Consider the following 22,569-nt stretch of genomic DNA (forward strand, 5'->3'; position numbering starts at 1 on the left):
GGCATAACGGCTCTGCTAAGAGCAGCATATGTTACGGATTCAAGACATCACCTATGCCGTTGAAGGCCGCCCTTTGTTCGAGGGCGCAAGCGCAACCATCCCCGATGGCCACAAGGTTGGACTAGTGGGGCGCAATGGCACCGGCAAGACCACCCTGTTTCGCTTGATCCGGGGGGAGCTGGCGCTGGAATCGGGCAGTATCGCTGTCCCGAAACGGGCGCGTATTGGTGGCGTGGCGCAAGAGGTGCCCTCGTCCGATGCCTCACTGATCAATACCGTTCTGGCCGCCGATACCGAGCGCAGCGCGTTGATGACTGAAGCCGATAGTGCCACCGACCCCGGACGCATCGCCGATATTCAGACCCGGCTGGCCGATATCGACGCCTGGTCGGCCGAAGCGCGCGCAGCCTCGATCCTCAAAGGGTTGGGGTTCGATGACGAGGATCAGCTGAAACCCTGTTCGGACTTTTCCGGCGGCTGGCGCATGCGCGTCGCGCTAGCAGCGGTGCTGTTCTCGCAGCCTGATCTGTTGCTGCTGGACGAACCGACCAACTATCTGGATCTGGAAGGCGCTCTGTGGCTGGAAAGCTATCTGGCGAAATATCCGCACACGGTGATCATCATCAGCCATGACCGCGGGTTGCTGAACCGCGCTGTGGGGTCGATCCTGCATCTGGAAGATCGCAAGCTGACCTATTACGCGGTGCCTTACGATAAATTCGCGGAACGCCGCGCCGAACGTCTGGCACAGGCGGAATCGGAAAACACCAAGGCCAAGGCGCGCATCGCACATCTGCAAAGCTTCGTGGATCGCTTTCGCTATAAGGCGTCCAAAGCAGTTCAGGCCCAGTCGCGCCTGAAGATGATCGAACGAATTCAGTTGGTCTCGACCCCGCAAGAGGCTGCTCTGCGCGCTTTTTCCTTCCCAGAACCCGAAGAACTGTCGCCCCCGATCATTCAGATCGAAGGCGGTGTGACGGGATACGGCGAGACCGAGGTGTTGCGCAGACTGAACCTGCGCATTGATCAGGATGACCGTATCGCGCTGCTGGGCAAGAACGGTCAGGGCAAATCGACCCTGTCCAAGCTGCTGTCTGATCGTCTGCCGTTGATGGCTGGCAAGATGAGCCGCAGCACCAAGCTGCGCATCGGCTATTTTGCACAGCATCAGGTGGATGAGCTGCATGTGGACGAGACGCCCTTGGATCATCTGCGCCGATTGCGCCCGAATGAAGCTCCGGGCAAGTGGCGCTCGCGTTTGGCCGGGTTCGGATTGAATGCCGATCAGGCAGAAACCAAGGTCGGGCGGCTGTCCGGCGGACAAAAGGCGCGCCTGTCGCTGCTGCTTGCCACCATCGACGCCCCGCATATGCTGATTCTGGACGAACCGACCAACCATCTGGACATCGAAAGCCGCGAGGCGCTGGTTGAGGCATTGACCGCCTATTCCGGGGCTGTAGTGCTGGTCAGTCATGACATGCACCTGCTTTCGCTGGTGGCGGACCACCTCTGGCTGGTCTCGGACGGATCCGTCAAACAGTTTGACGGGGATCTGGAATCTTATCGGTCCCTACTGCTGGGCCGCGACAAACCTGTTAAGGAAAAGCCGCTGACGGCCAAGCCCAAACGCCCATCGCGCGAGGCGGTTCTGAACCTGCGCGCCGATCTGCGCAAATGCGAGGAACGGATCGAGAAATTGACGGATATGCACGAAAAACTCTCGGCCAAACTGGCTGACCCCAGTTTGTATGAAGACGACAAGATCAACGACCTGGCGACCTGGAACCGGAAATTTTCCGAGGTGGTCGAGGCAATGCAAAAAGCCGAGGCGCTTTGGGTGGTTGCAGCAGAGCGGTTGGAACAGGCAGAGACCGCAGCATGATGGATACAGCCTTTCTCATAACCTCGTTTACAACATTGCTTGTGGTCATTGATCCGCCAGCACAAACGCCGATCTTTGTGGCCCTGACACAAGGCATGGATCGGCATGCGCGTTATACAATAGCGGTGCGCGCCTGTCTGACGGCGGCTGGGATTCTGGCCATGTTCGCCGCATTCGGCGAGGCGGTTCTGGGCTTTATTGGCATCTCGATGGAGGCGTTCCGCGTTGCGGGCGGCGTTCTGTTGTTCCTCACAGCGCTGGACATGCTGTTCGAACGGCGCACCAAGCGGCGCGAAAACAGCGCCGAAGAAGAAGAGCATCCTGATCCTTCGGTATTTCCGTTGGGTATTCCCCTGATTGCAGGACCCGGCGCGATTGCCACAATGATCCTGCTGGCCGGGCAGCATCCGGGCATAGAGGGTCTGGCCGTGGTGATCGGCATGATGCTGATCGTAGTGGCGATGGTGTTCGTCACCTACCTGTCTTCAGGCGCGGTGGCACGAATTCTGGGCAAGACCGGGCTGAATGTGCTGACCCGCCTGTTGGGCATGCTGCTGGCGGCCTTGTCAGTTCAGTTTATCTTGGATGGGCTAAAAGCCTTTGGATTTGCGTCATAAATCCCCATATTGGATTCGAGTGACGCAGTAAGGTAGCGGTATGGACGGCGACAGCATTGCAAATCTGGCCTATCTTGGATTGCTGGGCGCAGCGGTCGTGGCCTGGTTTATCTCTCAGAACCGGCAAAGCCTGAACAAAACGTTGCAACAGGCTCTGGCCTGGGTGTTTATTTTTATCGGCATCATTGCCGCCTATGGACTATGGGGCGATATCCGCAGCACTGTGGGCCCTGCCCCGCAGATGACCGTGACCGGCGAAAGCATCGAGGTGCCGCGCGCCTATGACGGGCACTACTATCTACCGGTTCTGGTCAACGGAGAGCCCATCACCTTTTTGGTCGATACCGGCGCCAGCCAGATTGTGTTGAACGAGGCGGATGCCAGACGCATCGGTGTTGACCCCGATCAGCTGAACTATTTCGGGCGGGCCCTGACGGCCAATGGCGAGGTGCGCACCGCCCCGATACGACTGGACAGCCTTGAACTGGGGCCCATCACGGATCGCAATGTCTCGGCCTGGGTGAATGAAGGGGCGCTGGATCAGTCCTTGCTGGGCATGGATTACCTGCACCGGTTCTCGAATATACAATTCGCGGATGGGCGTCTGATCCTGTCGCGCTGATACCCTCTCGATATTGAGAACATAATAAGAACATGCTAGAGTAATAGCATGTCCACACACCTTCTTGGCCGCAAACCCGCACGACAAATGGCAGGGCTGAATCTCCATCCGCAGATCACCCTGCAACTGGCCCGCGTGCACGAGGCCTGCGGCCCCGCCCGGCGCAGCTTTGCCATGTGGTTGGCCGGTCAGGCACAGGGGCCGGTTCTGTGGATTTCCCCCGCGTGGGAGGCCAGCCAGTTGCACCCCGGTGGGATGATGGCCTTTGCCGATCCGGCCCGGTTCCTGTTTGCCCGCCCCAACCATGCCGAGGATCTGCTGTGGTGCATGGAAGAAGCGTTGCGCAGCGGGGCAACCCCACTGGTGATCTGCGATCTGCCCGAGGCGCCCGGCCTGACGCCGGTCCGACGGATGCATCTGGCCGCGGAACAAGGCGGCACGATGGGGCCAGCCCCGCTGGGCCTGTTACTGACCCCTGGCGATGGCGGCGCACAGGGGGTTGAAACCCGCTGGCACATGGCTGCGGATCATCACGCCGGGGTTCCCTGCTGGACCCTGACCCGCCGTCGCGCCCGCGCCCTGCCCCCGGTCAGCTGGCAGGCCACCCAGACCAAGACGCATGCCGGGCTGAACCTGACGCGGATCAAGGCCCAAGATGTGTATTGGGGGGAATAAGTTACGCGGCTCACGGCACTTGTGACTAGCCAAGTGCTACATCCAACCCTAGCGTTCCGGTATGAGCCATCCAATCCATGACAGTCGCTATTCTTGGCTTCGCCTTCTGATCACCCTCGCAATCGCTACGGTGGCGAATGTGGGCATGTGGGCGGTAATCGTCGTGATGCCCGCGATCGAGGCGCAATTCAGCGCCGGTCGGGCCGAAGCCTCATTTCCCTATGTCCTGTCGATGATCGGGTTTGCACTGGGGAACATGTGGCTGGGGCAACTGGTTGATCGGTTGGGCGTGACCAAGGCACTGATCGGTGCCGCCCTTCTGAGCGCGGTCAGCTATCTGTTGGCAACATGGGCGCCGAATATGCTGCTCTTGTCACTGGCCCATCTGCTGTTGGGGTTGGGCACGGCTGTTGGTTTTGGCCCTCTGATCGCGGACATCTCACACTGGTTCATGAAACGCCGCGGGATTGCGGTGGCGTTGGTTGCCAGCGGAAACTACCTGTCCGGGGCGATCTGGCCAACGCTTCTGTCAGGCATCCTTGCACGTGAGGGATGGCAGCAGGTCTATCTGACGCTGGCGGTCATAACGCTGCTCGTTGTCATACCCCTGTCTCTGCTGCTGCGCCGGCAAGTCCCGATCGAGGCCCATCGGACCGCCGCCGCCAATGCGCAGATCAACGCGCGCAGCGTGGGAATATCGCCGCGCAGCTTGCAATACGTTCTTGGTCTGGCCGGAATCGGTTGTTGCGTGGCCATGTCGATGCCGCAGGTCCATATCGTGTCCTACTGCGTCGGGCTCGGATATGGCCCGGCGGTCGGGGCCGAGATGCTCTCGCTGATGTTGCTGGGCGGCGTGGTCAGCCGAGTGATCTCGGGGTTGGTCGCCGACAAGCTGGGCGGGTTGATGACATTGCTGGTCGGCTCTTTCCTGCAATGTATCGCCCTATTTCTGTTCCTTCCCTATGACGGGATGGCCTCACTTTACATTATCAGCCTCATGTTCGGTCTGGCGCAGGGCGGCATTGTCCCCAGCTATGCGCTCGTCGTACGTGAATATATGCCCCCGCAAGAGGCCGGAGCACGCGTTGGCTTTGTCATGATGATGACCATCATGGGCATGGCACTGGGCGGATGGATGTCCGGGTGGATATTCGACTTAACCGGAAATTATCAACTGGCCTTTATCAATGGCATCCTCTGGAACGGGCTGAACATCGCTATCCTGCTGATGTTGCTAAGGCGATCGCGGCCCCGCAGGCAGGAGGTCATGATATGACCCAACTGACAAGGCGCGCTGTACTGTCCGGGTTGACCGCCCTTCCATTTGCGCACCCGGCTCTGGCCGGGTTGCGTCCCTATGAACTGGTCCGCAATGGCACTTCCGTAGATTTTACGTTCGAGCTGTCCGGAATCACACAGTCCGGAACCATGCCGATACGATCTGCAGATATCCGAATTGACACGACCGACCTGGCCAACAGCCGGGTGGATGTTTCGCTGAACGTTGCCAAGGCGCGAACCAACCTGCCCTTTGCCCGCAAACCCATGCTCAGCGCTGGGGTTCTGGACGCCACAGGATTTCCCACAATTCATTTCACCTCGACCGATATTCAGCTTGGCGAAGGTGGACGTATCTCGAACGGGGCCGAGATCACAGGTGATCTGACCTTGCGTGGTGTAACGCGACCAATCACATTGCGCGCCAATATTTTTCGCCCGCCCGGCAGCGCCCGAGACAACTTGAATAACCTCTCCATCCAACTCAGCGGTTCACTGAACCGTCACGAATTTGGCGCCTCGGGTTATTCCGACCTCGTAAAGGAAACTGTTGGCCTTGATATCCGGGCCAAGATCAAAAAGACTGGATAGATCAAAAACGACGCCACAAAGTCGATAAGCCGCGCGCACCGCGCTGGAAATATCGCAATCTGAGCCCATCATGCGCACGATCATTTCCTTTGCCGCCCTATTTCTTTCCGTCATTCTGCTTCAACTGTCCACCGGTGGCGTTGGCCCGCTGGATGCGATTTCCGGCCTGACCCTGAATTTCACCACCGGGCAAATTGGTCTGTTGGGCTCGGCCCATTTCGTTGGCTTCTTTGTCGGATGCTGGTGGGCCCCGCGCCTGATGGGAAGCGTCGGCCATTCGCGGGCATTTGCCGTTTGCACAGCTTTGGGCGCAATGGGGTTGCTGGGGCACACCCTGACGGACAACGCTTATATCTGGGCGGCCCTTCGGATCGCGTCAGGCGCCTGTGTCGCCGGGTGCTACACAGTGATCGAGGCCTGGCTGAACGCAAAAGTCACGAATGAGACGCGCGGGCGCGCCATGGGCACCTATCGCATCGTCGATATGGGCGCGTCCCTCTGCGCCCAGCTGATCATCGCAGTTCTGCCACCAGCATCATATGTCTCGTATAACTTGCTGGCGATCCTGTGCTGCGCTGCCCTGTTGCCACTGACCCTGACGCGCGCCAGCCAGCCCGAAACGCCCGACGCCCCGCGGCTGCGCCCGAAACTGGCCTGGAACAGCTCTCCTCTGGCGGTGGCCGGGGTGGTGGTTGCCGCATTAAGCTCGGCGTCCTTTCGGATGGTCGGCCCTGTTTACGGGCAAGAGGTCGGGCTTGGCGTCGATCAGATCGCGTTTTTCCTCGCGTCTTTCGTGCTGGGCGGCGCGTTGGCGCAATATCCGATGGGATGGCTGGCCGATAAATACGACAGGCGCTGGGTACTGATCTGGCTTTCGGTTGCCGCCGTCCTGAGCTGTGGAGTGACCATGGCCGCCAGCAACACCGGAACCGTCGGCGTCATGCTGGCCGCGTGTTTGTTCGGCTTTACGACCTTCCCGATTTTCTCGGTTTCATCCGCGCACGCCAATGACTTTGCCACAACCGAACAACGGGTCGAGCTCTCTGCCGCGCTGATGTTCTGGTATGCGCTGGGTGCGATTGCCTCGCCTTACGTGTCATCCACTTTGATCCAATCCTTTGGACCCGGCGCGCTTTTTGCCTTTGTAGCGCTTGGCCACGTCTTCCTGATCATCTTTGGACTGGCGCGGATGCGCTCACGTCCGACCCCCGAAGAGCGCACCAACTATGTCTATTCGCCACGAACTTCTTTTACTATCGGGCGCCTGTTGAAACGGTCGCGCGAGAAGCAGTAAAAAGGGCCGGGAAATTCCCGGCCCATTCTTTTAGTGTTCGGTTCGTGGTTTCTGATCAACCACTTCTGCCTCATCGGCTGGTTTAACAGTGGGCTCTAGCGCGCCGTTGACGATGCCCCCGACCCCGTTTTCCATCGACAGGCCCAGCTCTTCGCCCAGCTTTTTCAACGCGGGCATCTGAACGGCCATGCCCATGATCGAATCCAGCGCCTGGTTCACCACCGGCTTGTCGCCATTGGCGCCTCCGCCACCACCGGCGGCACCGATCCCGCCAACCTGATGGATCTTGATCGAGTCGATCTTCTCCGCGGGCTTGACCATTTCCGCAATGATCGTCGGCATCGCCTCAATCCGGGCCAGATCAACCTTCAGACGGATCTGATCAACGGACAGGGCATTGTCAGACTCGACAATCGCGCGCTTACCTTCCGCTTCGGCCAGCATGTCGTTCTTCTTGGCCTCGGCGCGGATGTTCAGCGCATCCGCTTCGGCTTGCGCCTCTTCGCGGCGCGCCTCAGCACGGTCAGCGGCGGCCTCTTTCTCGGCCTGGGCGGCCAGACGGATGGCTGTGGCCTGACGTTCCGCCTCACGCGTCGCTTCGATCAGAACGATCTGCTTCTGTCGCTCGGCCTCGGCCACCTGACGGGCGGTAACCACCGCTTCGGTCGCTTTGGTCGCCTCAGCGCGGGCCAGATCGGCAGAGGCACGGGCGCGGCTTTCCTCTTCGGATTTCTGCGCGATGATGATCTGACGCTCTTGCTCGGCAACCTCCAACTCACGCTCTTTCGAGATCTCGGCCTCACGGATTTTACGCTCGCGTTCAATGTCAGCCGCTCGAATTGCTTCCTCGCGCGCAATCCGGGCACGCTCGGTTTCACGTACAGAATCCTCGGTCCGCGCGGCGATCTCGGCCTCTTGCGCCACGCGCAGGGTTTCGATCTGTTGCGTCTGTTCGATGCGCGCCTGCTCTTCGTCCTTGTCGATCAACAGCTTCTGACGCTGAGCTTCCATCGCAGCACGGCGCACTTCTACCTCGGCATCCGCATCAATCTGCGCGCGCTCTTTTTTCGAGGTCGCAATCACCTCGGCCAGCTTGCGCATACCCACGGCGTTAAAGGCGTTGTTCTCATCCAGCGCTTCGAACGGTGTCTGGTCCAGCGCGGTCAGCGAGACCGATTCCAGCGACAGGCCGTTTTTCAGAAGGTCTTCGGAGACCGCATTCTGCACCTCTTGCACAAAGTCAGCGCGGTTTTCGTGCAGACCGTCCATGGTCATCTGCGCGGCCACGGCGCGCAGACCGTCGATCAATTTGCCTTCGATCATTTCCCGCAGCTGTTCGACGTCGAATGTACGGTCGCCCAGGGTTTGGGCCGCGCGTGCGATGCCCTCTTCGGTGGCCATGACCGAGACATAGAACTCGACCCCCACGTCAACACGCATCCGGTCTTTGGTGATCAAAGCGGCCTCGGCGCTGCGCTGCACCTCAAGACGCAGGGTCTTCATGTTGACGGGGCTGACCTCATGCAACAGCGGCACGACGATGACGCCACCATCCATGATGACTTTCTTACCACCAGCACCGGTTTTCACCAGGCTCACCTCGCGGGTTGCGCGGCGGTAGAGTCGGGCCAGTACAAGGCCGATGAACATAACGACCGCTAAAATGGTCACAACTGTGACGGCTAGGAATGTAAGTTCCATGCAAATTCCTCCGAGATTGGGGTTTGAAATTTAGTTAGTTTGACAAGCCGACCAGAACGAACCGGTCTTGCCGTCGGTCGCGCAGGACAAGCACTTCAGTGCCTTGTTCCAGCGTATCCTTGTCCTGCAGGGGCTCAGCGCGCAGGTAATGCGCATTGCCAAAGCGATCCATGACCCGCACTTCGGCCGGGCGGCCATGCGATGCTGTCCCTTGCGAGATGAAACCGCGACGGCGGGCCAGCATCCGTTCGGACATAGCCTCGGTCTCGGTTTTCGGCAGCAGGCGGGCAAAGACCGCGCTAAAGCCACGCGCAAACCAGATGCCTAAGGCCCCAGCCGGGATCGCAGCCATCCATGAGGGCAGATCAAAGCCCATCACATCACGCAGGCCCAGCTGCAGGCCGATGCCAGACAGGCCGAAACCAGCCAGCAGAACCACCAGCCAGATCATGAACGGCACTTTGCCAAAGCCCAGCCAGCTTGCAGGACCGTCCGAGGTCACAACCGGCGTTTCCGCCGCAACCTCGGCCAGCTCGAACTCACCCAGATCGACATCCGCATCCAGATCAAGTTCGAAATCACCGATGTCCAATTCCGGAGCGTCAACCAGATCAAGGTCAACGTCGCCCTCGCCCGCCATCAGGCTTCCACCCAGCATCAGCGCCACCAGTTCCAGCCCCAAAAGGCCAAACAACAGAGCAATCGCGATGGTAAAGGGCACAAATGCACCCTCGAGTAGAAAACTGAACATCAGTGGGCCGCCTCCGTTATTGTATACGATGGTATGCAGTAAATATGGGGAGTCATGACAAAGTTTCAAGAGGTTGTGATTCTATATTTCAACCTATGGGTAATTGACACGGTGACACAGCGGCAGTCGGGAAACCCGTTCTTTGGGGATTTTTCCGTGCATGGGGCCGGAAAGTTGCATCCGTGCAAAAGCCGGGCTTTTGCTGGGCTGTGACATAAGATAGACGGGCCTGCAGTTACATACGCGGAAACGGAACATGGCTCGGATTCTCATCACCTCGGCGATCCCCTACATCAACGGGATCAAGCACCTCGGCAATCTGATCGGCTCGCAACTGCCCGCCGACCTGTATGCGCGGTATCAGCGCGGCCGGGGGAATGAGGTCATGTTTCTCTGCGCCACCGACGAACACGGCACCCCCGCCGAGCTGGCCGCCGCCAAGGCAGGCAAGCCGGTCGCCGAATACTGTGCCGAGATGCATGGCGTGCAGGCCGATATCGCACAGCGCTTTGGCCTGAGCTTTGATCACTTTGGCCGCTCATCCAGCCCCCAGAACAAGGCGCTGACCCAGCATTTCGCAGGCAAATTGGATGACGCCGGGTTGATCCGCGAAGTGAGCGAGAAACAGGTCTATTCCCACGCCGATGGGCGCTTTCTTCCTGACCGCTATATTGAAGGCACCTGCCCCAACTGCGGGTACGACCGTGCACGTGGCGACCAGTGCGAAAACTGCACCAAGCAACTGGATCCGACCGACCTGATCGAGCCGCGCTCGGCCATTTCCGGTTCGACCGACCTTGAGGTGCGCGAAACCAAGCACCTGTATTTGCGCCAGTCATCAATGAAGGATCAACTAAACGCCTGGATCGACTCCAAGACCGATTGGCCGATCCTGACCACCTCGATCGCCAAGAAATGGTTACATGACGGCGACGGCCTGCAAGACCGTGGCATTACCCGCGATCTGGACTGGGGCGTGCCGGTCAAGAAGGGCGATCAGGACTGGCCCGGCATGGAGGGCAAGGTCTTTTACGTCTGGTTCGACGCGCCGATCGAATACATCGCTTGCGCCAAGGAATGGGCTGATGCGACCGGCAAAGCGGATGCCGAGTGGGAGCGCTGGTGGCGCACTGACAAAGGTGCCGATGACGTGCGCTATGTTCAATTCATGGGTAAGGACAATGTGCCTTTCCATACCCTGTCCTTTCCGGCGACCATTCTAGGTTCGGGTGAGCCGTGGAAGATGGTCGACCATCTGAAATCCTTCAACTACCTGAACTATGACGGCGGCCAGTTCTCAACCAGCCAAGGTCGCGGCGTGTTCATGGACCAGGCGCTGGACATCCTGCCTGCCGATTACTGGCGCTGGTGGCTGCTGAGCCATGCGCCCGAAAGCAGCGATAGCGAATTCACCTGGGAGAACTTCCAGCAATCGGTGAACAAGGATCTGGCCGATGTGTTGGGCAACTTCGTCAGCCGGATCACCAAGTTCTGCCGCTCAAAATTCGGCGAGGCGGTGCCCCAAGGCGGCACCTATGGCGACCGCGAGCAGGCCCTGATCGAAGAGCTGACCCGCCGCGTCCGCGCCTATGAAGGGTTCATGGAGGCAATGGAAGTTCGCAAATCCGCCCAGGAATTGCGCGCCATCTGGGTTGCCGGGAACGAGTATCTTCAATCCGCGGCACCCTGGTCGACCTTCAAGGAAGATCCCGAACAGGCCGCGGTACAGGTGCGTCTGGGTCTGAACTTGATCCGGCTCTATGCCGTGCTCAGTGCGCCGTTCATTCCCGAAACCACCGCCCGTATGCTGAGCGCGATGAACACGATGGATACCGCCTGGCCTGACGATGTTGCGGCGGCCCTGTCCGCCCTGCCCGCAGGCCACGACTTTGCCGTTCCCGATGTTCTGTTCGCCAAGATCACCGACGAACAGCGCGAAGACTGGCAGGACCGTTTTGCAGGTGTCCGCACCTAAGACACCCGACCGGGAAAAGAATACAAGGGGCTTAACGGCCCCCTTTTTTCATTTTGCGTTTGATCCAGATTGCCGGAAACGACCTTGCCAGATCAGGGAACTAGCCCTGGCCGATTTGCGTAAACCTGCCGCCCTACAGAAAAATATCCTTGGGTAAGCGATTGCCCTACGGGCTAACACGCTTGAGAAACCTAGCAAAACCAGCCATCCTCACGAAGAGTTTAGGCGACTCGGACCGCTGGCGGCGACCCGAGTTGTGTCCAGTTTTTGTTTCAATGGGGCTTCTGCCATGATCCTTGCATCAACACTTTTCAGCTTTCGACCGAATGACCCCATAGCCAAATCCGTTTGGTATGCCGCAGCTTTGGCCCTGTGTGGGTTGGTGGTGCCAGCTGCCGCGCAGGATAAAAGTGACGCCCCACCGCCCAAAGTGTCCATCGCAGCGGCCTACACGCAAGAAATCACGGACGAGGCGACTTTCATCGGTCGAGCTGAGGCGCTGAACAAGGCCGATATTGTCGCCCGGGTCAGCGGATTTCTGGACAGTCAGAATGTTGAAGACGGCGCGATGGTGAATGAAGGCGACCTTATGTTCACGATCGAGCCGGACCTGTATCAGGCGACACTAGATGCACGGAATGCCGATCTGGACCGTGCCGAAGCAAATCTTGAGCTCGCCAAAGTTGACCTGGCCCGTAAAGAAGAACTTTACAAACGCGATGCCACTCCGGAAAGCGAACGGGATATCGCCCGTGCCAACGAACTTGTGGCCATTGCCGAAGTCAAAGCCGCGAAAGCCGCGATCCAACAGGCCGAACTTGATCTGAGCTATACTAAGGTCCACGCACCGTTCACCGGCCGTATCGGGCGGGTCGCTATCAGCGTCGGGGACGTTGTTGGCCCGAACAACCCACCATTGGTGAATATCGTCAGCGAGGCACCAGTGTATGTGAATTTCTCGTTGAACGAAAAACAGTTTACCTCGGTTCTTGAACAATATGGCGAGAATGCATCGTCTTTGGCCGAAAGCCCCAAAAGCCCGAATGTGCATGTAACGCTGCCCAATGGATCGGACTTGGGCGAAACAGGTTCGATTGTTTTCGTTGACAACCATATCGACCCGCTAACTGGAACGATTGCAATGCGGGCCGAATTCACAAATGCCGACCGGCTGATCCTCGATGGTCAGTTCCTGAGCGTTCATATCGAAGCCCTGGAGCCGACCTTGCAGGTTCTGATCCCGCAGGCGGCCTTGTCACGTGATCAGCGCGGTGATTTCGTTCTGGTCGTTAACGATAAGCAAATGGTCGAACAGCGCTATATCACCACCGGCGACAATGTCGGAACTGCTGTGATCGTTCTAGACGGCCTGCGCGAAGGGGAAAGCGTGATCGTCGAGGGCCTCCAGCGCGTGCGCCCGGGTGTGGCAGTGGATGCTGTCACCGCATCCGAGCAGCCGGGAGAGTAACAGATGTTCTCATCCCTGTTCATCAGCCGGCCCAAGCTGGCCCTAGTTATTTCGCTTGTCCTGACGATCATGGGCGGGATCGGCTATATGGTTCTGCCGGTCGCCCAGTTTCCTGATATTACGCCACCGGTCGTCAGCGTTTCCGCCACCTATACCGGTGCCAATGCCGAAACGGTCGAGAACACTGTCGCCGCGCCGATAGAGGCGCAGGTCAACGGCGTGGATGACATGATCTACATGACGTCCACCTCTTCGGATAACGGATCGTATTCGTTGAATATTACCTTCGAAGTCGGCACCGATCCTGACATTGCATCCGTCAACGTGCAGAACCGCGTTGCGCAGGCCATGTCTTCGCTTCCGTCAGAGGTGACTTCTTCGGGTGTCGTTACGCAGAAGGCATCGACCAATATGCTGATGCTGGTCACGCTGACCTCACCCAAAAGCACCTATGACAGTGTATTCTTGTCGAACTACGCTTCGATCAACCTGAAAGATGCGTTGGCGCGGGTACAGGGTGTTGGTAAAGCCGACGTTCTGACTAACCTTGAATATGCAATGCGGATCTGGATGGATCCCGACAAGATGACCGCCCTGTCGATTTCACCGGGTGATGTCATAAACGCTATCCGAGAACAGAATATCGAAGTGTCTGCCGGTTCGATAGGCTCGCCGCCGGTCCCTGAGGGACAGACATTTCAATATACGATCAAGACCAAGGGCCGGCTGACCTCGGCCGCTGAATTTGGCAATATTGTCATCCGTACTGGTGATGCAGGGGCAATCGTACGCATAAGGGACATTGCCAGAACCGAACTTGGAGCGCAGTTCTACTCGGCTTCGGGCTATTTCCAGGCAGAACCCGCAACGGTTATCGGTATCTATCAAGCCCCCGGTGCCAATGCGTTGGCTGTTTCTGATCGTGTTCAGGCCGAATTGGACCGGCTGTCGCGTTCGTTCCCAACAGATGTTGAATATCAGGTACCCTTCAACACGACAGACTTCGTGGAACAATCTCTGAACGACGTGGTTTCCACCCTGATGCTGACGTTCGTTTTGGTGATTTCGGTCGTATTTGTCTTTTTGGGCAGTTGGCGTGCCACGATCATTCCGGCGGTTGCTATTCCTGTTTCGCTGATCGGGACGTTCGCGTTCCTGCTGGCGTTTGGGATGTCCCTGAACACAATTTCTTTGTTCGCGCTTGTACTGGCCATCGGGATCGTGGTCGATGATGCCATCGTGGTGGTTGAAAACGTTGAACGCATTATCGCCGACGAAGGGTTGTCCCCGCCTGAGGCGACACGGAAAGCAATGGGCCAAATCACCGGACCCGTCATAGCAACCACACTGGTTCTGCTGGCCGTTTTTGTGCCCGTAACCTTTATGCCTGGCATCTCGGGGCGACTGTATTCTCAGTTTGCAGTCACCATCTCGACTGCGGTCGTGATTTCTTCAATCAACGCTTTGACCTTGTCTCCGGCGCTTTGCGGATTGGTTCTGCGCGCACGCTCGGGTCCGCCCAAGGGTATTCTGGCCCTGTTTGAGCGTTTCATCGGAACGCTGCGCGACGGTTATGTCGTCATTGTGCGCAAACTGTTAATTCTGCCAGTCGCCGGACTGGGCGTCATCGTTGTTCTGGCAATGGGTACAGGGACGATCATGTCGAACACATCAAGCGGTTTTATTCCGCTTGAAGACAACGGCTATCTCTTTGTGGACATCCAGTTGCCAGATGCGGCAACGCTGGAACGCACCGAGACTATCGCAGGTCGGGTCGACGACCAGATCCGCGATATCTCGGGGGTCGCCAGTACGGTTCTGATCAACGGATTTTCGCTGCTGAACGGCACAACCACAAATGGAGCGACCGTTTTTGTGAACCTCGACAACTGGGACGAGCGGCAAGATCCCGACCTGTCTGCCGATGCCATTCTGGGCAAGGTTCTGGCGATTGCAAATGGCGAATCCGCAGCTTCGATCGTGGCCTTCAACCCGCCACCGATTCAGGGCCTCGGCATGTCAGCCGGTGTGGAAATGGAGGTTCAGCAAGTCGGGGGCGGTACGCCTCAGGATCTGGCCTCGGCCGTTGGGTCCTTCGTCTATGCTGCAAACCAGCGACCCGAGATTGGTCAGGCCTATACAACATTCCGGGCCAATGTTCCTCAGCTATTTGTCGATCTGGACCGTGAGAAAGCGAAAACCCTGGAAGTGTCTGTTGCTGAGATTTTTCAGACGATGCAAGCCCAACTAGGCTCGTACTATGTGAACGATTTCAACCTGTTTGGCCGCGTCTACCGCGTGATGATTCAGGCCGAGGGGAGCTATCGGAACAAGGTCGAAGATATTTCGAACCTGTATGTGCGCTCGACCAAGGGCGATATGGTTCCATTGGGTACGTTGATCGACGTGGAAAACGTGTTGGGGCCAGTCCTGTTAAAACGGCATAACCTGTTCCGTTCCGCAACAGTTACAGCTGTACCTGCGCCAGGGCTGTCCAGTGGCGACGCTATCACTGTGATGACAGAAGAATCCGCCAACGCCCTCCCCTCGGGATACGCGTTTGAATGGACAGGTACCGCGCAACAGCAGCTTGCATCCGGCAGTCTTGTGATCATTATCCTCGGGCTTGCTGTCCTGTTCGCCTATTTGTTCCTGGTGGGGCAATACGAAAGCTGGTCGATGCCGGTGTCCATTCTTCTATCGGTTATTGTTGCCCTATTCGGGGCGGTTGCGGCAGTGGCCATCGTGGGCAGCGACATAAACCTGTACACGCAGATCGGGATGATCATGCTGGTGGGGCTTGCGTCGAAGAACGGTATCCTCATCGTTGAATTCGCAATGGAACAGCGTGCCAATGGCCTTTCGATCAAAGATGCTGCAGCCGAAGCCGCCCATCAACGTTTCCGCGCGGTGATGATGACTGCCCTCTCCTTCCTGTTGGGTGTTGTACCGTTGCTTGCCGCGAACGGCGCGGGTGCGGCTAGCCAGAAGGCCATCGGTGTCGCCGTCTTTGGCGGAATGCTGGCGGCAACTCTGGTTGGCGTTATCCTTGTGCCGGTACTTTACGCCCTGATGCAGGGGCTGAGGGAATGGCTCAAAGGGACAAAGAACGACCCCGACCCTTCGGAAGAAGCCGCATAAATCAAAAAAAGCCCCGCCAAAAACGCGGGGCTTTTCTTTAATGGGCCAGGCGCTTTTCGATCCAGCGCTGGATGGCAGCGATCTGATCGGCATCAAGTCTTAGGCCCAGCTTGTTTCTGCGCCAGATGGCATCTTCAGCGCAGCGCACATATTCCTTGGTGACCAGCCATTCCATTTCGCGTTCGGTCAAAGTCGCCCCGAACTCTTCCCCCAGATCCTCAGCGGTCTTTGCATCGGCCAGAATAGCGCGCGCCTCGGTTCCATAGGCGCGCACCAGCCGTTCCGCCCATGTGCGATTCAAAAAGGCATAGTCGAATTCCAGACCGGCAATAAGGTCTTGCACTGCGCTAACGGGGAAATCGCCACCCGGCAAAGAAACTCCAGCGGTCCATGGACCGGGCAAATCCGGGAAGTACTCAGCGATTTTCTCAAGCGCACTTTCGGCCAATCTGCGATAGGTCGTAATCTTGCCGCCGAAAACATTCAAAACCGGAGCACCGCCAAGCCCATTGACCTTCAGAGTATAGTCTCTGGTCGCGGCCGTTGCGCTGCTGGCCCCATCGTCATACAGAGGGCGCACACCGGAATAGGTCCAGACGATGTCTTCGCGGGTCACAGGCTGCTCAAAATATTTTGACGCAAACGCACACAGATATTCCTGTTCAGACTCGGTACAGACTGGAGGAACCGATGGGTCTGGGTGATCCTGATCAGTTGTTCCAATAAGGGTGAAATCTCTCTCATAGGGAATGGCAAAGATGATGCGCCCGTCTTCGCCCTGAAAGAAATAGCATTTGTCATGGTTGAATAACCTGTGGGTTACGATATGGCTGCCGCGGACCAACCGAACCCCCTCGCGCGAGTTCACGTGGATTTTTTTCTGGATGATATCGCCAACCCAGGGCCCACCGGCATTGATCAACATCTTTGCCAGGACGATACGGGTTTCGTCATTTTGGTTATCGCGGATCGTCACATGCCAAACATCATTCACCCGCTCGGCTGAAAGAACTTCGGTCCGAACCAGAATATCGGCGCCACGGGCCTCGGCATCACGGGCATTCAGAACAACCAGACGGGAATCTTCGATCCAGCAGTCGGAATACTCATACGCGGTCTCAAACCTATTTTGCAGCGGGACACCTTCAGGCGCGGAACGCAAATTCAGCGCAGAGGTCCCGGGTAGAATTTTCCGCCCTCCAAGGTGATCGTACATGAACAGGCCAAGACGGATCAGCCAGGCTGGACGACGACCACGCATCCAAGGCATCACTGTACTCAGCAGCCGTGAGGTCGGAGTGTCCGAGTCAAATCGCATCCCATCGTGGTAGGGAAGCACAAAGCGCATCGGCCAACTGATATGAGGCATTGCCCGCAGCAGCGTTTCCCGCTCAATCAGCGCCTCGCGGACCAACCTGAACTCAAAATATTCCAGATACCGTAGGCCGCCGTGGAACAGTTTGGTCGAGGCCGAGGACGTGGCCGATGCCAAGTCGTTCATCTCGGCCAATGTCACCGACAATCCCCGCCCGGCCGCATCACGCGCGATCCCGCAACCGTTAATACCGCCACCGATGATGAATAGGTCAGTAACCTGGCCAGTCTGCTGTGCCATTTGCAGGTCAGTCCTTTTGCTGAAAACGTGCGGCAATTAACCCGCTCGATACTCGGTTCGTCAATGTGGATTTTCGTTTTTTTTCGCGTAACGAACAAGAATAGCGATTTTTTGCTGTTGTCCAAACGATGTTTGATTTCTGCCGGTTGCAATATTGCGAAAAAAGGAACAAAAACGAAAGAACCCAATAACCGGAGCTTCCCTTGTCTCTTTCGTTCCGCCAGTCAGACATCATAGAAATCGCCAAGCAGAATGGTCGCGTCATGGTCGAGGATCTGGCGTTGCAGTTTGGTGTCACGGTCCAAACGATCCGGCGCGATCTTTCCGAGCTTGCGGAACTGGGCAAGCTGGACCGGGTTCATGGCGGCGCGGTCCTGCGATCCGGCGTTTCGAATATCGGTTACGAGGACCGGCGCGCCCTGAATGCTGAAATCAAGACCCGTATCGCACAGGTTTGCGCTGCCAACATACCGGATGGTGCATCGCTTTTTTTGAACATCGGCACATCGACCGAGGCTGTCGCGCATCAGTTGCTAAACCACAAAGATCTTATGGTGGTGACAAATAACATGAATGTCGCGCGTATCCTGGTGGAAAACACGAACTGCCAGATCGTCGTCGCCGGTGGTGTTCTGCGCCGGTCGGACGGTGGTCTGATCGGCAACCTGACCAATTCAACGATTGAACAATTCAAGTTCGATTATGCGGTAATCGGGTGTTCCGCACTGGACGCCGATGGTGATCTTCTGGATTTCGATTTCCAAGAAGTCCGTGTCAGCCAGACTATCATTGCACAGGCCAGACACAGCTTTCTGGTTGCCGATCATTCGAAATTTCAGCGCTCGGCCCCTGCCCGTATTGCCTCAATGTCCGAAGTTGACGTTTTCTTTACAGATCAACCTCTTCCAAGTCGGCTTGCACGTAAATGCAAGGAATGGGGAACGCGGGTCGTATACAGCGGCCGAACCACCGGAGATTCGCATTAAACGCGTAATTCCAAACGTGGTTCTTGTCATAGGCGACCGGCCCTGACAGTATCACAACATATTGCAATCAGTGCACGGCAAGGGGGAGATCCGGGCCATGATCGCGCTTTTATTTGCGTTACTCTCAGCCACTATGGGGCTGAATTATTATAGAAAAACCAAAGCGGCCAATGTTGTGTTCTTCATTACCATGGCCCTAAGTGTTTATTGGCTGAAGTTTCATGCCACCAGCCAACTGACCATTCAGCTGTAGGAGGCCACAATGACACCCGAGCTTTCCCGCACCCTGAACGCGTTGGGAACCCTGGCGGTCAGCCTCGTTCTTGTGCTGGCCTTCGGATACCAGCTGGCGCTGAACGAACTGCCCTGCCCGCTTTGCTTATTGCAACGGGTCGGGTTCGTAGCGGTGGGCGTTGGTTTGGGCCTGAACCTGCTATACGGAGCCCGGCCGCAGCATTATGCGTTGATGTTGCTTGCGGCACTGTTTGGGATCAGCGTTTCCGTTCGCCAGATCTTGCTGCATATCGTACCGGGTACCGGCCACTATGGTTCGCCTGTTTTTGGGTATCACTACTACACATGGGCCGCGATCTGCTTTTTTCTGATCCTGCTGGGCACGGCAATCATGCTGCTTTTCGACCGTCAATATCAGGACACAACCGTCGATCAACCACGGTTCGGGGGCAATATGCTGGCCAAAACCGCGTTCTTTGTAATGCTAGGGCTGGCCGCGCTGAATGCGGGGGCGACCTTGTTGGAATGTGGCCCAGGTATCTGCGCTGACCCGCCGACAAGCTACAAATTGATTGACGAACTGGACACCAACAACTGAGGATGGATAAACCTTCCCTCATGGAGGCATCGGAATGGGACTACTGGGGCAGCCGCTAGGCTATTATGACTATCTGACATTTATCGCACTTATACTGCTGCTGGCCGCTGTAATGGCGCTGTTTCTGTTCATAATGGGACTGCCCGGCCGCATCGCAATCAAACGCAACCATCCCCATGCCGAGGCAGTCAAGATCATGGGCTGGATGGGGTTTCTGGCTGTCGTTCCCTGGATTCACGCCTTTATGTGGGCTTTCCACGATGCAGCCACTGTCGATATCCGCCGTATGCCTGATGATGAACGCGATGCGATACGGAAGGATATCAAACGGTTAGGCGGTGATCTGACCGAAGAATATCGCGATCCACTGGACCCGGACGAAACACAAAAAAGCTAAGGCTAAAGGAAGTCCCACAATATGTTTGTCGCTCTTGGCATTACGCTTTTCTACATCATTTTTGTCTGGCTGATCTTCTTCAAACTACAATGGCTTAAGTTTAGTATCGCCTGGGGCATCGTTTCCTTCTGGGTGGGTGCTCATCTGTTATTGATCTTTATGGTTGCGCTGCGGTTCTTCCAGCCATTTTCGATCGACAGCCACGTAGTCCGCTCAACCATACAGATCGTACCGCGCCTGACTGAACCAACCATCCTGTCCGAGGTTCTGGTCGAGCCGAATACAGAGGTGAAGAAAGGGGATCCGCTGTATCGGTTCGACGACACCGTCTTTGCGCTTGAATTCGAAGAGGCATCCGCACAGTTGGTTGCAGCCCAGCAGAACGCCAAAATTCTGGAACAGGATGTGATCGTCGCGGGTGAAGCCGTCGAGCGAGCCAACGCGCAACTGGCATATGCGCTGACCCAGCAAGCACGGTATGAAAACCTTGTCCCTGCGGGTGGTGCCCGCGAGGATGAGCTGGATCGCTGGAACGAGCAGGTCACGGAAGATCAGGCCAAGATAAAAGAGGCCGAAGCCAATCTGGAAAAGGCAAAGCTGGCGCTGGATTCGCAGATCGACGGGGTCAATACCGGAATCGTTCAAGCTCAGGCTCAGTTGGAAAAGGCCCGGTACTTTCTGGACAATACTACGATCTACGCGCCCGAAGATGGTATGATCGTTTCACAACAGGCACGCCCGGGTCTGGTTGTCGGTGACATCCGATTGGGCGCAATCGCCAGCTTTGTGACCAAAGAAAATCCCTATATTCTCGCCACTTACCGGCAGCAAAACCTGAAATTTGTGAAACCCGGGCAACAGGTTGAGGTCGCGCTGGACTTATATCCCGGAGAAATCCTGACCGGCAAAGTCGAGGCAATCTGGTGGGCAACCCGCCAGGGTCAATATCTGCCATCAGGCCGCCTGCCCGGATTTGAACTGCCAAAAATTCCTGGACATATTGCCGTGCAGATTTCGGTCGATATTCCAGATGGCCACGTTTTTCCCGCCGGTGGACATGCCGCGGTGGCAATCTATACCGGCCAGGGCAAAAGCTTTGAGTTCCTGCGGCGCATCAATATCCGCCTCTATTCCTTCGCAAACTTCATCCGACCACTGGACATTTAAGGACACGCTGTATGACACGGGCCAGGCTAAACCGCAGTTTGATGGGCACAGCCCTGTGTGCCGCGCTGCTGGTGGGATGCGCACCTGTCGGTCCTGATTTTGTGCGACCGAACTCTCCGGTCGTGAAGGAATGGATCGAGGTAAACAACCCTTCAGTCGGTGCCAGCGGCCTCACCTCGCGTAGTGCCCCTGTGGCAAAATGGTGGGAGACCTTCAACGACGCCACTTTGAACCGGTTGATCGCCGAAGCCTATGCCCAGAACCTGGCGCTACAGGTGGCCGGTGCGCGCGTATTACAGGCCCGCGCACAGCTTGGGATTGCCTTTGGTGAGCTTTACCCCCAATCGCAGGCCATCGGAGGTTCGATCGAGCGGCGCCAGATCAGCGATAATATCGGGCCGATTTCCGATATCAATCGGATCATCCCTCTGGATACCGAATTCTCGACCTCGCAGGTTGGCTTCGACGCCCAATGGGAATTGGATGTGTGGGGGCAGCAACGCCGGGGTGTGCAGGCCGCACGATCCAATCTGGCACTTCAGGTCGCTAATTACGATGACGCTTTGGTCACGCTGACCGGCGATGTAGCAGCGTTATATGTAAGCTTCCGCGCGCTGCAAGAAACCCTGTTCGTGGCACGAGAAAATATCAAGCTGCAGCAGGATTCGGTTGATCTGACCCAGCTGCGTTTCAACAACGGCGTCACCACTGAATTGGATGTGCAAGAGGCCACCGCCCTGCTGAACAATACCATGGCGCTAGTGCCGGAAATTGAAAGCGATCTTCAGCAGACCAAGAATGCTTTGGCTGTTTTACTGGGAACAACACCCTCGCGCATGGCCGGGTTGCTGGGTAATTCCGGTCGTATCCCTTCGGCCCGATCCAACGTCGCCGTTGGAGTACCAGCGGAATTGCTGCGCCGACGCCCGGATGTACGCGCCGCAGAACTGGCCGCTGCCACACAGTCTGCGCAAGTTGGGATCGCGATTGCTGACCTGTATCCCCAGTTCATCCTGTCCGGTTCGATCGGCCTGCAGGCCTCGGGCAGTCAGGACCTGTTTTCATCCGCCAGCAATACTGGGCTAGCCAGTGCCGGAGTGGTCTGGAATGTGCTGAATTATGGGCGGATCAAGAATAATGTCCGCGCCCAGGACGCAGCTTATCAGGCCTTGATTGCGAACTATCAAAACACCGTTCTGACCGCCTATTCCGAGGTCGAAAGCGCCATGGTCGCCTATACGCAGTCACGCAAACAAGTGACATTCTACCAAAACAGCGTCACCGCATCGCGCAAAGCTGCCGAGATCGCGGTGAACCAATACCGGGATGGCATCGCCAGCTATTCCCGCGTTCTGAACACGCAAACCGCATTGCTGCGATCACAGGCCAACCTGATCGAAGCCCGCCAGCAGGTCTCGAGCAATCTGGTTGCAGTCTACAAAGGTTTAGGCGGTGGTTGGCAAATCCGGCAAAATCAGGAGTTCCTGCCGGAAACCGTGCTGGCCGAAATGGCCTATCGCACCGATTGGGGAGACCTGCTGCAACAGGCTCCGATCCAAGCCAGCCTGAACTGAGCG

At 57.2% G+C, this 22,569-nt stretch carries 19 protein-coding genes; 16 read left to right on the forward strand and 3 right to left on the reverse strand.

Annotation, left to right across the window (positions count from 1 at the left end; genetic code table 11):
* Window positions 1–28 precede the first annotated feature (28 nt).
* The 7 genes from FN806_RS04085 (at window position 29) to FN806_RS04115 (ending at window position 6,959) form a co-directional block, all read left to right on the forward strand.
* Window positions 29–1,882, forward strand: a complete 1,854-nt coding sequence (locus tag FN806_RS04085; protein WP_142634272.1) for an ABC-F family ATP-binding cassette domain-containing protein — start codon at window positions 29–31, stop codon at window positions 1,880–1,882.
* Window positions 1,879–2,499, forward strand: coding sequence for a MarC family protein (locus tag FN806_RS04090; RefSeq protein WP_142634274.1), 621 nt, complete (start codon window positions 1,879–1,881; stop codon window positions 2,497–2,499). Before FN806_RS04085 ends, FN806_RS04090 begins: the two co-directional genes overlap by 4 nt.
* Window positions 2,500–2,539: 40 nt before the next feature.
* Window positions 2,540–3,121, forward strand: a complete 582-nt coding sequence (locus FN806_RS04095; RefSeq protein ID WP_142634277.1) for a retropepsin-like aspartic protease family protein — start codon at window positions 2,540–2,542, stop codon at window positions 3,119–3,121.
* A 48-nt stretch (window positions 3,122–3,169) separates the two neighbouring features.
* On the forward strand, window positions 3,170–3,796 hold the full coding sequence (locus FN806_RS04100; RefSeq protein WP_142634279.1) for an ImuA family protein: 627 nt from the start codon (window positions 3,170–3,172) through the stop codon (window positions 3,794–3,796).
* A 61-nt stretch (window positions 3,797–3,857) separates the two neighbouring features.
* Entirely contained in the window at window positions 3,858–5,072 is a 1,215-nt protein-coding gene (locus tag FN806_RS04105) for an MFS transporter (protein ID WP_142634281.1), read from the forward strand.
* Complete coding sequence (locus tag FN806_RS04110; RefSeq protein ID WP_142634283.1) at window positions 5,069–5,665, forward strand: YceI family protein; 597 nt, start codon at window positions 5,069–5,071, stop codon at window positions 5,663–5,665. The genes FN806_RS04105 and FN806_RS04110 overlap by 4 nt, the downstream gene beginning before the upstream one ends.
* Before the next feature lie 70 nt (window positions 5,666–5,735).
* Complete coding sequence (locus FN806_RS04115; RefSeq protein WP_142634285.1) at window positions 5,736–6,959, forward strand: MFS transporter; 1,224 nt, start codon at window positions 5,736–5,738, stop codon at window positions 6,957–6,959.
* A gap of 30 nt (window positions 6,960–6,989) precedes the next feature.
* Here FN806_RS04115 and FN806_RS04120 read toward each other — a convergent pair whose 3' ends face one another.
* On the reverse strand, window positions 6,990–8,660 hold the full coding sequence (locus FN806_RS04120) for a flotillin family protein (protein ID WP_142634287.1): 1,671 nt from the start codon (window positions 8,658–8,660) through the stop codon (window positions 6,990–6,992).
* Between the two features lie 34 nt (window positions 8,661–8,694).
* Window positions 8,695–9,411 carry an OB-fold-containig protein gene (locus FN806_RS04125; protein WP_142634289.1) on the reverse strand — a complete coding sequence of 239 codons (717 nt, stop codon included), beginning with the start codon at window positions 9,409–9,411 and terminating at the stop codon, window positions 8,695–8,697.
* A 256-nt stretch (window positions 9,412–9,667) separates the two neighbouring features.
* Here FN806_RS04125 and metG point away from each other — a divergent pair, with 256 nt between their 5' ends.
* The 3 genes from metG (at window position 9,668) to FN806_RS04140 (ending at window position 15,995) form a co-directional block, all read left to right on the forward strand.
* The gene (metG, locus tag FN806_RS04130; RefSeq protein WP_142634291.1) at window positions 9,668–11,386 is read left to right on the forward strand and encodes a methionine--tRNA ligase; all 1,719 of its coding nucleotides are present in this window, start codon (window positions 9,668–9,670) and stop codon (window positions 11,384–11,386) included.
* A gap of 289 nt (window positions 11,387–11,675) precedes the next feature.
* Window positions 11,676–12,854 carry an efflux RND transporter periplasmic adaptor subunit gene (locus FN806_RS04135; protein ID WP_142634293.1) on the forward strand — a complete coding sequence of 393 codons (1,179 nt, stop codon included), beginning with the start codon at window positions 11,676–11,678 and terminating at the stop codon, window positions 12,852–12,854.
* Window positions 12,855–12,857: 3 nt separating this feature from the next.
* Window positions 12,858–15,995 (forward strand): efflux RND transporter permease subunit, encoded by a 3,138-nt coding sequence (locus FN806_RS04140; RefSeq protein WP_142634295.1) that lies wholly within the window; start codon window positions 12,858–12,860, stop codon window positions 15,993–15,995.
* Window positions 15,996–16,032: 37 nt separating this feature from the next.
* Here FN806_RS04140 and glpD read toward each other — a convergent pair whose 3' ends face one another.
* Complete coding sequence (gene glpD / locus FN806_RS04145; RefSeq protein ID WP_142634297.1) at window positions 16,033–17,610, reverse strand: glycerol-3-phosphate dehydrogenase; 1,578 nt, start codon at window positions 17,608–17,610, stop codon at window positions 16,033–16,035.
* 203 nt (window positions 17,611–17,813) lie between these two features.
* Here glpD and FN806_RS04150 point away from each other — a divergent pair, with 203 nt between their 5' ends.
* The 6 genes from FN806_RS04150 (at window position 17,814) to FN806_RS04170 (ending at window position 22,566) form a co-directional block, all read left to right on the forward strand.
* Window positions 17,814–18,596 carry a DeoR/GlpR family DNA-binding transcription regulator gene (locus FN806_RS04150; protein WP_142634299.1) on the forward strand — a complete coding sequence of 261 codons (783 nt, stop codon included), beginning with the start codon at window positions 17,814–17,816 and terminating at the stop codon, window positions 18,594–18,596.
* 97 nt (window positions 18,597–18,693) lie between these two features.
* Window positions 18,694–18,849, forward strand: coding sequence for a DUF5993 family protein (locus tag FN806_RS20395; RefSeq protein ID WP_185956618.1), 156 nt, complete (start codon window positions 18,694–18,696; stop codon window positions 18,847–18,849).
* A gap of 9 nt (window positions 18,850–18,858) precedes the next feature.
* Window positions 18,859–19,428 carry a disulfide bond formation protein B gene (locus FN806_RS04155; protein WP_142634301.1) on the forward strand — a complete coding sequence of 190 codons (570 nt, stop codon included), beginning with the start codon at window positions 18,859–18,861 and terminating at the stop codon, window positions 19,426–19,428.
* 34 nt (window positions 19,429–19,462) lie between these two features.
* A complete protein-coding gene (locus tag FN806_RS04160) occupies window positions 19,463–19,825 on the forward strand; it encodes a DUF3302 domain-containing protein (protein WP_142634304.1) in 363 nt (120 codons plus the stop codon).
* A 21-nt stretch (window positions 19,826–19,846) separates the two neighbouring features.
* Window positions 19,847–20,992 carry an HlyD family secretion protein gene (locus FN806_RS04165; protein ID WP_142634305.1) on the forward strand — a complete coding sequence of 382 codons (1,146 nt, stop codon included), beginning with the start codon at window positions 19,847–19,849 and terminating at the stop codon, window positions 20,990–20,992.
* A gap of 11 nt (window positions 20,993–21,003) precedes the next feature.
* Complete coding sequence (locus FN806_RS04170) at window positions 21,004–22,566, forward strand: efflux transporter outer membrane subunit (RefSeq protein WP_142634308.1); 1,563 nt, start codon at window positions 21,004–21,006, stop codon at window positions 22,564–22,566.
* Window positions 22,567–22,569 lie beyond the last annotated feature (3 nt).

The sequence above is a fragment of the Ruegeria faecimaris genome, assembly GCF_900182615.1.
GTDB classification, from domain to species: Bacteria; Pseudomonadota; Alphaproteobacteria; order Rhodobacterales; family Rhodobacteraceae; genus Ruegeria; species Ruegeria faecimaris.